Origin of the sequence: Pseudomonas savastanoi, from assembly GCF_020917325.1 — a bacterium.
Lineage (GTDB): Bacteria > Pseudomonadota > Gammaproteobacteria > Pseudomonadales > Pseudomonadaceae > Aquipseudomonas > Aquipseudomonas amygdali.
Genome location: NZ_CP076652.1, coordinates 1,751,270 through 1,763,468, shown reverse-complemented (window position 1 = coordinate 1,763,468; position 12,199 = coordinate 1,751,270). Strand labels below are relative to the sequence as shown.

10 protein-coding genes are annotated in these 12,199 nt (G+C 59.6%); 4 read left to right on the top strand and 6 right to left on the bottom strand.

Annotation, left to right across the window (positions count from 1 at the left end; genetic code table 11):
* Window positions 1-68: 68 nt before the first annotated feature.
* Complete coding sequence (gene cysS / locus KP808_RS07860) at window positions 69-1,451, bottom strand: cysteine--tRNA ligase (protein ID WP_230018826.1); 1,383 nt, start codon at window positions 1,449-1,451, stop codon at window positions 69-71.
* 19 nt (window positions 1,452-1,470) lie between these two features.
* The gene (locus KP808_RS07855) at window positions 1,471-3,165 is read right to left on the bottom strand and encodes a glutamine--tRNA ligase/YqeY domain fusion protein (protein ID WP_230017988.1); all 1,695 of its coding nucleotides are present in this window, start codon (window positions 3,163-3,165) and stop codon (window positions 1,471-1,473) included.
* 207 nt (window positions 3,166-3,372) lie between these two features.
* Between KP808_RS07855 and KP808_RS07850 the strand changes: the two genes are divergently transcribed.
* Both KP808_RS07850 and lpxH read left to right on the top strand, forming a co-directional pair.
* Entirely contained in the window at window positions 3,373-3,876 is a 504-nt protein-coding gene (locus tag KP808_RS07850; RefSeq protein WP_004661308.1) for a peptidylprolyl isomerase, read from the top strand.
* Entirely contained in the window at window positions 3,873-4,619 is a 747-nt protein-coding gene (gene lpxH / locus KP808_RS07845) for a UDP-2,3-diacylglucosamine diphosphatase (RefSeq protein WP_122258266.1), read from the top strand. Before KP808_RS07850 ends, lpxH begins: the two co-directional genes overlap by 4 nt.
* Window positions 4,620-4,879: 260 nt before the next feature.
* On the opposite strand, the gene KP808_RS07840 is transcribed toward lpxH, so the two are convergent.
* From KP808_RS07840 to KP808_RS07830, 3 genes are all read right to left on the bottom strand, one after another.
* Window positions 4,880-6,217, bottom strand: coding sequence for an MFS transporter (locus KP808_RS07840; protein WP_230017987.1), 1,338 nt, complete (start codon window positions 6,215-6,217; stop codon window positions 4,880-4,882).
* Between the two features lie 148 nt (window positions 6,218-6,365).
* Window positions 6,366-7,310: a 1-aminocyclopropane-1-carboxylate deaminase/D-cysteine desulfhydrase gene (locus KP808_RS07835; RefSeq protein ID WP_230017985.1), complete on the bottom strand. Its 945-nt coding sequence runs from the start codon at window positions 7,308-7,310 to the stop codon at window positions 6,366-6,368.
* A 25-nt stretch (window positions 7,311-7,335) separates the two neighbouring features.
* Window positions 7,336-9,375, bottom strand: coding sequence for an NADPH-dependent 2,4-dienoyl-CoA reductase (locus KP808_RS07830; RefSeq protein WP_230017983.1), 2,040 nt, complete (start codon window positions 9,373-9,375; stop codon window positions 7,336-7,338).
* A gap of 203 nt (window positions 9,376-9,578) precedes the next feature.
* On the opposite strand from KP808_RS07830, the gene KP808_RS07825 reads away from it, so the two are divergent.
* Together KP808_RS07825 and KP808_RS07820 are read left to right on the top strand one after the other, a co-directional pair.
* Entirely contained in the window at window positions 9,579-10,712 is a 1,134-nt protein-coding gene (locus KP808_RS07825) for a nitrilase-related carbon-nitrogen hydrolase (RefSeq protein ID WP_230017981.1), read from the top strand.
* A 2-nt stretch (window positions 10,713-10,714) separates the two neighbouring features.
* The gene (locus KP808_RS07820) at window positions 10,715-11,755 is read left to right on the top strand and encodes an AraC family transcriptional regulator (RefSeq protein WP_230017979.1); all 1,041 of its coding nucleotides are present in this window, start codon (window positions 10,715-10,717) and stop codon (window positions 11,753-11,755) included.
* A 6-nt stretch (window positions 11,756-11,761) separates the two neighbouring features.
* Here KP808_RS07820 and KP808_RS07815 read toward each other — a convergent pair whose 3' ends face one another.
* Window positions 11,762-12,181, bottom strand: coding sequence for a hypothetical protein (locus KP808_RS07815; RefSeq protein WP_230017977.1), 420 nt, complete (start codon window positions 12,179-12,181; stop codon window positions 11,762-11,764).
* Window positions 12,182-12,199 lie beyond the last annotated feature (18 nt).

The following is a 12,199-nucleotide window of genomic DNA, read 5'->3' as shown; positions in this document are numbered from 1 at the left end:
GCATGGGCACGATAGTCTTCCGGGTCATTATCGTTCACATGCTCCGCGTCACTAGCCGCCTTGCTTGATCAGTCCGCAAGGCGCCAGGTCGTGCCGCCCTTGCCGTCTTCCAGCAGTACGCCCATGGCGGTGATCTGGTCGCGAATCCGATCGGATTCGGCCCAGTCCTTCGCCGCGCGTGCAGCCAGACGTGCCTGAATCAGCGCTTCCACTTGCGCTGCATCGACCCGCCCTTCCGCGCCAGCGCGCAAAAAGTCGTCGGCTTCCAGTTGCAGGACACCCAGCACGCTGGCCAGTTGCTTCAAGCGCGCCGCCAGACCCGCCGCTGCGGCGACATCAGATTCACGCAGACGATTGATCTCACGGACCATCTCGAACAGTACAGCACACGCTTCCGGCGTACCGAAGTCGTCGTTCATGGCGGTGCTGAAACGCTCGACGAACGCTTCCCCACCCGCAGGCTCGGCGAGCGGCAGGCCCTTGAGCGCGTGATAGAAACGCTCCAGTGCCGCCTTCGACTCACGCAGGCTGTCTTCGGAATAGTTGATCGCGCTGCGGTAGTGGCTCGACACCAGCAGGTAACGCACCACTTCCGGATGGTATTTCTCCAGCACGTCACGAATGGTGAAGAAGTTGTTCAAGGACTTGGACATCTTCTCGCCATTGATGCGGATCATGCCGCAGTGCAACCAGGCGTTGGCGTAGGTCTTGCCAGTGGCCGCCTCGCTCTGGGCGATTTCGTTTTCATGGTGCGGAAACTCCAGATCGCTGCCGCCACCATGAATATCGAAGGTGTCACCCAGGCAGCAGGTCGACATGACCGAGCATTCGATGTGCCAGCCCGGACGCCCTGCGCCCCACGGCGACTCCCAGCTCGGCTCGCCGGGCTTGACGCCTTTCCAGAGCACGAAGTCCAGCGGGTCTTCCTTGGACTCGTCCACTTCGATCCGCGCACCAATGCGCAGGTCTTCGATCTTCTTGCGCGACAGCTTGCCGTAGCCCTGAAACTTGCCGACACGGTAATACACGTCGCCGTTACCCGGCGCGTAGGCATAGCCCTTGTCGATCAGGGTCTGGATCATGGCGTGCATGCCAGCGATGTGATCGGTGGCACGCGGCTCCATGTCCGGCTTGAGGATGTTGAGGCGCGCCTCGTCCTCGTGCATGGCGTCGATCATGCGCGCAGTCAGCGCGTCGAAAGCCTCACCGTTGTCACGTGCACGATTGATGATCTTGTCGTCAATGTCGGTGATGTTGCGCACATAAGTCAGCTCGTAACCGCTGAAGCGCAACCAGCGCGTCACCAGATCGAACGCCACCATGCTGCGGCCATGGCCCAGGTGGCAGTAGTCGTACACGGTCATCCCGCAGACGTACATGCGCACCTTGTTGCCATCCAGCGGCTTGAAAACTTCTTTGCTCTTGGTGAGCGTGTTGTAAATAGAAAGCACTATCTGCCCCTCGGACATCTCAGGTCCAGGAATCCCGCAACGTGACCGTGCGGTTGAAGACTGGTTGACCGGGTTTCGAGTCCTTGATGTCCGCGCAGAAATAACCTTCGCGTTCGAACTGGAAACGGTCTTCCGGTTGCGCGTGTCCCAATGATGGTTCAGCACGACAACCGGTCAGCACTTGCAGGGAATCGGGGTTGATATTGTCCAGAAAGCTCGCGCCGTCTTCGGCTTTTTCCGGGTTGGCGGAGCGGAACAGGCGGTCATACAGACGCACTTCGCATTCAACGCTCTCGGCCGCTGGCACCCAGTGCACAACGCCCTTGACCTTGCGGCCTTCAGGGTTCTTGCCCAGGGTGTCCGGATCGTAGGAGCAACGCAGTTCGACGATGTTGCCCTCTGCGTCCTTGATCGCTTCGTCGGCGCGAATCACATAGCTGCCACGCAAACGTACTTCACCATTGGGTTCAAGACGTTTGTAGCCTTTTGGCGGCTCTTCCATGTAATCGTCGCGATCGATGTAAATCTCCCGCGAAAACGGCAGCTCGCGCATGCCCAGGTCTTCTTTCGGATGGCGCGGCAGTTCCAGCTTCTCGACCTGACCTTCCGGGTAGTTGGTGATGACCACTTTCAGGGGGCGCAGCACACACATGGCGCGCGGCGCGCTGTGGTCCAGGTCGTCGCGAATGCTGAATTCGAGCATACCGAAATCGACCACCCCGTCAGAGCGGTTGGTGCCGACCATTTCGCAGAAATTGCGAATCGATTTCGGCGTGTAGCCACGACGACGAAAACCGGACAGCGTCGACATGCGCGGGTCATCCCAGCCACTGACGTGTTTCTCGTCAACCAGTTGCTTGAGCTTGCGCTTGCTGGTGATGGTGTAGTTCAGGTTCAGGCGCGAGAACTCATACTGACGCGGTTTGCACGGCACCGGCAGGTTGTCGAGGAACCAGTCGTACAGCGGACGATGGCTTTCGAACTCCAGGGTGCAGATCGAGTGGGTGATGCCTTCAAGGGCATCCGACTGACCGTGGGTGAAGTCATAGATCGGGTAGATGCACCACTTGTCGCCGGTCTGATGGTGATGCGCATGACGAATGCGGTAGATGATCGGGTCACGCAGGTTCATGTTCGGCGAGGCCATGTCGATTTTGGCACGCAGTACACGAGCGCCATCTTCGAATTCACCAGCCTTCATACGCGCGAACAGGTCGAGGTTGTCCTCGACGCTGCGCTCACGGAACGGACTGTTCTTGCCCGGCTCGGTCAGGGTGCCGCGGTATTCGCGCGCCTGCTCGGGGGTCAGATCGTCAACGTAAGCCTTGCCTTCCTTGATCAGCTCGACCGCCCAGTCGTGCAACTGGTCGAAATACTGCGAGGCGTAGCGCACTTCGCCCGCCCACTCGAAGCCCAGCCACTTGACGTCGCTCATGATGGCGTCGATGTATTCCTGGTCTTCCTTGGCCGGGTTGGTGTCATCGAAACGCAGGTGCGTATCGCCACCGAACTCCTTGGCCAGACCGAAGTTCACGCAGATCGACTTGGCGTGACCGATGTGCAGGTAACCGTTGGGCTCTGGCGGAAAGCGCGTGATGATTTTACTGTGCTTGCCCGAGTCCAGGTCTGCCTGCACGATTGGACGCAGGAAATTGGTCGGTACGGCTGGGCCTGCCTTGGAATGGGCAGCGGGTTCTGGAGTGGGCTTGCTCATAGGATCCTTGGACATACGTGCGCGGCCAGGGTAGGCCGACTAAATCAAAGCGCTTATCATAGCCGAAGCTGTCAAGTCCCTGACAACAGAGTGCACATTTGAGGGCATAAAAGCTGCAAAAGCGCTGAAAAATGTAACCTCGTCCGTAAACTGCGCGTCAGGGTCATAATGTGCCCATTCATGCATGACTATAGAGCGACTTTCCACATGTCCAAAGTAAAGCTGACCACCAACCACGGCGACATCGTTCTGCAACTGAACGCAGAAAAGGCGCCACTGACTGTAGCCAACTTCATCGAATACGTTAACGCTGGCCACTACGAAAACACGGTTTTCCACCGTGTAATCGGTAACTTCATGGTTCAGGGTGGCGGTTTCGAGCCTGGCATGAAAGAAAAGAAAGACAAGCGCCCAAGCATCCAGAACGAAGCCGACAACGGTCTGCCGAACAAGAAGTACAGCGTCGCCATGGCCCGCACCATGGAGCCGCATTCGGCCTCTGCGCAGTTCTTCATCAACGTGGCTGACAACGCCTTCCTGAACCACAGCGCCAAGACCGTTCAGGGCTGGGGTTACGCTGTATTCGGTGAAGTGATCGAAGGCACTGATGTCGTCGACAAGATCAAGGGCGTTGCGACTACCAGCAAAGCCGGTCATCAGGACGTGCCTGCAGAAGACGTGATCATCGAGAAAGCAGAGATCGTTGAGTGATACTGCTGATCTCCGATCTACACCTTGAACAGGAGCGCCCGGACATTACCCGGGCGTTTCTGGATCTGCTCGCGGGCCGCGCCCGCGAAGCCGAGGCGCTGTATATCCTCGGGGATTTCTTTGAAGTCTGGATCGGTGACGACGCCATGTCACCGTTTCAGCTTTCAATCTGCAAGGCCCTGCGCGCATTGAGTGACAGCGGCACACGAATTTTTCTGATGCACGGCAACCGCGACTTCATGATCGGCAAGGGTTTCTGCAAGGCAGCGGGTTGCACCCTGTTGAGCGATCCGAGCGTCGTGCAGTTGAACGGTGAGCGCGTGCTGTTGATGCATGGCGATAGCCTGTGCACCCGCGATGAAGGTTATATCCGGATGCGCCGTTATCTGCGCCATCCGCTGACGCTTTTCATTCTGCGCCATTTGCCGCTGGGCACCCGGCACAAGCTGGCGCGCAAGTTACGCAATGAAAGCCGTGCGCAAACCCGTATGAAGGCCAATGATATTGTCGATGTGACGCCAGACGAGGTGCCGCGGATCATGCAGCAGTTCGACGTGCGTACTCTGGTCCACGGCCACACTCATCGCCCCGCGATTCATAAGTTGCAGATTGGCGATCAGGCAGCCAGACGCATTGTGCTGGGCGACTGGGATCGTCAGGGCTGGGTGTTGCAGGTGGATGAGCAGGGTTTCAGTCTGAGCTCATTCGACTTTGTGCCCGAGACGACTGCGCTGTTGAATTGATGGCGCGGGAACGCGGCTGAGAGCACAGCGGTTCTGCGATGTCAGGTGGATTGGGGTTCGACTCAGGTCACCTTTTTCGCCCCTCGGAGAGTTACTTTGAGGGGCCATAGTAACCAAAGCCCCTCGCCCCTGTTTCCGGCCCGACTTCGTCGGATTCCTTCGCCCTGTCACTAAGGTCGCACTCTGCGTCGCCAGTGCCATCGCGGATGAAAAGCACTGCGTTAGCAGCTGCTACTTATATGGCATACCGATCTTGAAGCTCAGGCAATCGACCGCATCACCGGCTCATCGCCTGTAACAGGCACATCATGCAACGATATTTTCGAGGTTTCCGGCAAGGACAGGCCGCCAGCCATCGCCAATACGGCTACGGCGATGAGGTAGAACGCTGGCGACAGGTTGCTGCCCGTGACACCGATGAGCCAGGTCGCCACCAGCGGCGCGGTGCCGCCGAACAGGGTGTAGGCCATGTTGTAGGTGATTGCCGAGGCGGTATAGCGGGTGCGGGTCGGGAAGGTTTCCGATAACAGCGCTGCCGTCACTACACCGCACAGCACTGCGCCCACAGCAAGCAGCATGACCCCGACGATCGAGGCAATGAACGAGCCGGAGCTGGCCATCAGGAATGACGGAAACACCACGACCATCAGCAGAGTACAGGCGGTTGCCATAGTGACCCGACGGCCAACCCGATCCGAATAGGCACCGGCCAGCGGACAGAGAGCAGCCGCAAAGGCCAGTGCGATCAACGACACCAGCAACGCCGTCGCCCTCCTCAACCCGCCCGCCACTTGCAGGTAGGTCGCAAAGTAAGTGGTGAACATATAGAACGACAGCGCCGTTAACGACACGAACGCTCCAAGACAACACATGGCTACTGCATGATGGCGCAAGGTGTCCTTGAGTGGCGAGTGAGCCACGGCGTGCTCTTGCGTGACAGCCTGAAATGCCGGGGTTTCGTCGAGCTTCCAGCGCAGGTACAAACCGACAAGCCCCAATGGCGCTGCAATCAGAAACGGCAGGCGCCAGCCCCAACTACTCATGGCCTCGGTCGACAGTGACGACTCCAGCGCGTAAGCCACCACTGCTGCGGCAGCAAAGGCGGAAAACGTCGACACCGGCACGAAGCTGCCGTACCAGGCCCGCTGCGTGCGCGGCGCGTGCTCCATGAGGTAGGCGCAGGCCCCGGCATACTCGCCACCGGCCGAGAAACCCTGCGCACAGCGAATCACAGTCAGCAGAATCGGTGCCATCACGCCAATCGCCGCATACGTCGGTAACAAACCGATCAGCGTGGTCGCGCCTGCCATCAACAGGATGGTCATCGCCAGGGTCTTCTTGCGCCCGATGCGGTCACCCAGCATGCCAAAGAAAATCCCGCCCAATGGCCGGAATGCGAAGGCCACGGCAAACACGGCGAAGGTTTTCAACAACGCGGCGCTGCTGTCACCGCTGGGGAAAAATTGCAGCGCGATGGTGGTTGCCAGAAAGCCGTACACGGCGAAATCGAACCATTCGACGAAGTTGCCGATGGCCGCTGCGACGATGACCTTTTTCAGCGTGGCAGGATCGACTTGCTCTACGGCGGTAGTTGTCATGGCTGACCTCGGCGTATTGATCTGGAATGGACCAATTATCGAGACAGCGACCCGGATGCCTCACTCCAGAAGTGTCATCCACGTAGTCATGGCCGACGTCTCGCCACCGATCTGCGCAGAATTCATGCCAAGCGCTCTGCGACAAGGCTTACAGGCCCATCGCGCGCCGCCCCTGCAGGCCACCGGTATGGACGAGGACCAGACGGCTGCCTGACTTGAACCGACCGGCCAGCACCTCATCGTGCAGGGCCAGCAAAGCCTTGCCGGTGTACAAGGGCTCCAGAGGTACGCCGCTATGCGCCTCGCTGCTGGCGATGAAGTCGAGCAGCGCGGCATCGGTTCTGGCGAAACCGCCCCGGCTGGCCTCCAGCAGAACACAGGCATCGGGCAGGTTCGGCGAGGCGTTCACCTGCGACCCTGCGGCTTCTTTCAACACAGCCATGATGTTTTGAGCAACGCCATGATCATCCGGCACCGCCATCGCGCCATATACCGGATGGGCGCCGGCCTCGGCCAACAGCAAACCGGCAAGCGTTGTGCCGGTGCCGACTGCCAGCCACCAGCCGTGATAATCGTCCCAGCCAAGGTGCCCGAGCTGGCTATCGACCATCTCCCGCAACCTTGCGCAGCCCAGCGCACCGGCAAGCCCGCCACCGCCTTCGGCAATCGGATACAGCTCAGGATATTGCGCCTGCCAGGGCAGCCAGAAATCTGCAGCATGTCGTGCTCGATAACCCGCATAGCCCAGCCAGTGCAATTGCATGCCAAAAGCTTGCAGGTCCAGTACCGTCGGCGTCTGCTGGGCGTGACCACGCAACAGGCCCACCGTCGGGAAACCGAAGCGCTTGCCCGCTGCCGCCAGCGCATGGAGATGATTGGAGTGTGCGCCGCCCAGGCTGATCAATCCCTCTGCACCCGCATCGACAGCCTGGGTCAGGTGTTCGCTGAGCTTGAACCATTTGTTGCCGCTGATCAGCGAGTCAATAAGGTCCAGGCGCAGGATTGCCGCCTCCACCCCGGCATCTTGCAGCCAGGGCAGGTTCAAGCGTTGCAGCGCAGCAGTGGGCTGCCAGTCAAGGGCGTCAACAATCATCCGCGCAGTTTACAGACAAGCTGAATCAGAGCGCAGCGGCCAGACGCGAACCTTGATCGATAGCGCGTTTGGCATCCAGCTCGGCGGCAACGTCTGCACCGCCGATCAGATGCACGCTTTGCCCGGCGGAGACCAGATCGTCATACAGCTCGCGTAGCGGGTCCTGCCCGGCGCAAATCACAATGTTATCTACCGCCAGCAGCTTTTCCTCGCCGTCTTCACCAATACGAATATGCAAACCGGCATCGTCGATTTTCAGGTACTGGACACTGTTTAGCATCTGCACCTGCTTGTTTTTCAGCCCGGTGCGGTGAATCCAGCCGGTGGTCTTGCCCAGGCCGTCGCCCACCTTGGAGCTCTTGCGTTGCAGCAGGTACACCTGGCGTGCCGGGGCGTGCACATCAGGTTTGATCCCGGCCACGCCGCCGCGCGCTTCAAGCATGGTATCGATGCCCCACTCTTTCCAGAACGCCTCACGATCCAGGCTGGTGGCCACGCCCTGGTGTACGAGAAATTCCGACACATCGAAACCGATACCGCCTGCGCCGATCACTGCCACGCTGCGCCCGACCGGCTTGCGCTGCAAAATGACATCCAGATAGCTGAGCACTTTTTGGTTATCGATACCTGGGATGGCAGGAGTGCGCGGTGCGATGCCGGTTGCCAGAATCACCTCGTCAAAGCCGGCCCCTAGCAAGTCTTCGGCTTTTATGCGAGTGCCGAGGCGCAACTGCACGCCGGTTTCTTCCACCTTGTTGCGGAAGTAACGCAGCGTCTCGGAGAACTCTTCCTTGCCCGGCACGCGCTTGGCGATATTGAACTGGCCGCCGATTTCGCTGGCCGAATCGAACAACGTCACCTCATGTCCGCGCTGGGCAGCAACGGTTGCAGCAGCCAGACCGGCAGGACCGGCACCCACCACGGCAATTTTCTTCACCTGCCGGGTGGGCAGGTAGTTGAGTTCAGTCTCGTGACAGGCGCGCGGATTGACAAGGCAACTGGTGAGCTTGCCGCCGAAGGTGTGGTCAAGGCAGGCCTGATTACAGCCGATGCAGGTGTTGATCCGTTCGGCGTGCCCCGCCGCAGCCTTGTTGACGAATTCCGGGTCGGCCAGAAAAGGACGCGCCATCGAGACCATGTCGGCGTCGCCTTCGCTGAGGATGCGCTCGGCAACTTCCGGGGTATTGATCCGGTTGGTGGTGATCAGCGGCACCTTCACCGAACCACGCAGTTTGGCAGTAACCTTGCTGAACGCTGCGCGCGGCACCTTGGTGGCGATGGTTGGAATACGTGCCTCATGCCAGCCGATCCCGGTGTTGATCAGCGTCGCACCCGCCTGTTCGACCGCCTTGGCCAACTGGACGATCTCTTCCCAGGTGCTACCGCCCTCCACAAGGTCCAGCATCGACAGGCGAAAGATAATGATGAAATCCGCCCCGACCGCCTCACGCACCCGCGTAACGATCTCGACCGCCAGGCGCATACGGTTTTCATAGCTGCCGCCCCAGCGATCGGTGCGGTGGTTGGTATGGGCGGCGAGGAATTGATTGATGAAATAGCCTTCCGAACCCATGATTTCGACACCGTCATACCCGGCACTGCGGGCCAGCGTGGAACAGGTCACGAAATCAGCGATCTGCTTTTCGATGCCCTCTTCGTCCAGCTCACGCGGCGTGAACGGATTGATCGGTGCCTGGATAGCACTCGGCGCAACCTGCTTGCGGCTATAAGCGTAGCGACCGGCATGCAGGATCTGCAGGCAGATCTTGCCGCCAGCCTCGTGGACCGCACAGGTAACGATGCGATGCTGCTCCGCCTCTTCGGCATTGGTGAGTTTTGCCGCACCGTCGTAGACGCCACCCTCTTCGTTGGGCGCGATCCCGCCGGTCACCATCAACCCGACCCCGCCGCGTGCCCGCTCGGCAAAATAAGCCGCCATGCGCTCGAAACCACCCGGCCGCTCTTCAAGACCAGTGTGCATCGAGCCCATCAAGGTCCGGTTGCGCAAGGTTGTGAAGCCCAGGTCCAGCGGGGCCAGCAGGTGCGGGTAATGAGCAGCAGTCATGGCGAAGCTCCATCGAGTCAATCACGGGAAAACAAGGACCTCTGCGGGTCCTCTCATGGGCAACAGTAAAGACGCATCCAGCGCCACACTCAATGACCGAAAGTGACAAGTTATTGATCCAAACGCGCAGCGGCACTTGGCAAGCGCCTGACGTCGTCCTACCCTAGTCGACAATTCCCTGATGGCAGCCAGCCGGCCTTTTTATGCGCAAACTCTTCGCCATCTGCCTGATCCTGCTGAGCATAGCCAGCCTTGTCAGTTACGCAGTCTGGACCGGACAACGTCCGGCGGGCCACTACCTGTCCGATCTGCGCATTCGCCTGGCAATCAATGAAGGCGAGCCCAGTGAACGCGGAAACCTGCTGGGCATCGAGCCGGAGCTGTTCCCCACGGACTATCAGAACACTGACCGACTGCACCGCAAGCTGGCCGCCTATCTGCAACAGGCCCGCGATTACGGGCTGATCAACCACAGAACGGTGGTAGTACTCCCCGAGCATATCGGCACCTGGCTGTTCGCCAGTGGCGAGAAGGATGAGCTTTATCAAGCCGCAACGGTCGATGAAGCGATGGACTGGCTGTCCTGGAGCAATCCGCTGCAATTCATCATGGCGATGCTCAGTGCCGAAGGCCGAGACCGTGTAGATGACGCCCATCTGCGCCTCAAGGCAAGATCGATGGCACGTGACTACCAGGCACTGTTCGGCGGCCTGGCCAAAGAGTTCGGTGTAACACTGGTGGCAGGCTCGATTGTGCTGCCGGAACCGAGTGTCGAAAACGGTCAGTTGAAAGTCGGTAAAGGTGCCCTGTACAACAGCAGCCTGACATTCGGCAGCGATGGCCAGCCGCTCGGCCAGCCTCAGCGTCAGCTGTACCCGGACCGTTTTCAGAAACGCTACGTGCACACGACGAGCGACGCCCCATTGAATGTGCTCGACACGCCCGCAGGGCGTCTGGCGGTGCTGATCGGCGGCGACAGTTGGTACGCGGACAATTACGCACGCTTGAATCAGAGCGGCGCGCAGCTGATTGCGGTGCCTGCTTTTGTGATCGGCAAGGCCACCTGGTCCGAACCGTGGCGCAAGCCCCGGCACTCAGACATCGATATGGCAGCCGACAATCCAAGCGAGGGCGAAGCCTGGCATCGCCTGACCCTGATCAGCCGTCCTGCACAAAGCAGTGCACAGGCAGGGGTCAGCGTGTTCATGCGCGGGCAGTTCTGGAATCAGGGCGTTTCCGGGCAAAGTTTTGCCAGCCACGCAGGTCAGACAATAGCCGAACCGTCGTCTGACAATGGCCCCGCTGGCGGTGCCCGTCTGATCAACCTCTGGCTTTGACGATGTCGACCTTGACCCTGCGCCTTGGTGATCTGTCGGTGGGCTACATCCAGAGTCTGGCCGGTGCGGTCACTCGCTTGGGCAAGAATCCTGATCTGCTGCTCGAGCAGTACGGTCTGGACCCCGCCCGCCTGAGTCAGGCGGGTGCGCGACTGTCGATCCCGCGCTATATGCGCCTGGGACATGCTGCCATACAGCTTACCGGCCAGCCCGGGTTCGGCTTGTACATGGGCCAGCTCAGTCGTTTCGCGCATGCAGGTCTGGCGGGCGTGACCGCCGCGCAGGCCCCCACAGTGCGCGAGGCCGCCCGCACACTGATCCGTTTCGAGCCATTGTATGCGTCCAACTATCGAGGTCAGTCGAGCTTTCACGAGGATGCGCAAGGCGCCTGGATGCGCTTCTATTCAATCAGCCCCTATAACGCGTACAACCGCTTTGTTGTGGACTCGATCTTGGCGGGCTGGCTTGCTCAGCTCTCGACACTGGCGGGCACTGGGCTGCGTGCACAACGCGTCGAGATCGAATTCGAAGCGCCTGACTACGCCGCGCAATACGCCAGCCTGAGCGACAGCCCGGTGATATTTGCCGCCGCCACCAATCAATTGCGCCTGGATCAGAACTGCCTTGCATTACGCAACCCGGACCACTGCCCGAGTACCTGGCGGCATCTGCTGCAATTATGCGAAGCCGAGCTGGAGCAACAGACCCGTACCCGCAGCTTGCGTGAACGCATCATTCAACTGCTTGGGCCGCTATTGAACGGCGGCAGGGAACCGGATCTGGAAGAAGTGGCGGCAAGGCTCAAGCTGCCGACCTGGACACTACGACGCAAGCTGGCCGAGGAAGGCACATGCTTTCGCGCCGTGCTCAATGACACGCGGCGTGATCTGGCGATGACTTATATTCGCGACACTGAACTGGCGTTCGGGGAGATCGCCTACCTGCTGGGGTTCGCTTCTGCCGAAGCCTTTCAACGCGCCTTCAAACGCTGGAACGGACAGACTCCGGGAGAGTTCCGCCGCAGCCAGCGCCAAAGCGCATGAAGCCGTTCATAGCTCGGTCGCGTCGTCGGCAGGCTCTACCGGGTCCAGCTCCGATGCACGGTATTCAAGCAGTTCTTCCTGGTATTCGTCCATTTCTTCGCCCTCTTGGCTGATTGAGTATGGGTGATAATTAAAGCTGAAATAACTGACCGCAAGATCAACATTAAAGTGCCAATGTGAAATAAAAATGTTGATCCCTATCAAACAGACGAAAAAGATCGTCGCCGATTCAGCACGTGTCGCTATACGCTGCCAGCCAGGCACTATTGACTTGCAGGCCCGTGTCGACCTAACCTCAGGGCCATGAACCTCATCAAGCAAAACCTCGGCCAGATTATTATTACCGTCATTCCAGTCATGGCGGGTTAGCCGACGTTTGCAAAAACCCGCCCTGGAGGCGGGTTTCTTCTGTCTCCTGGGCAACATTATTGAACCAGGAGTCAG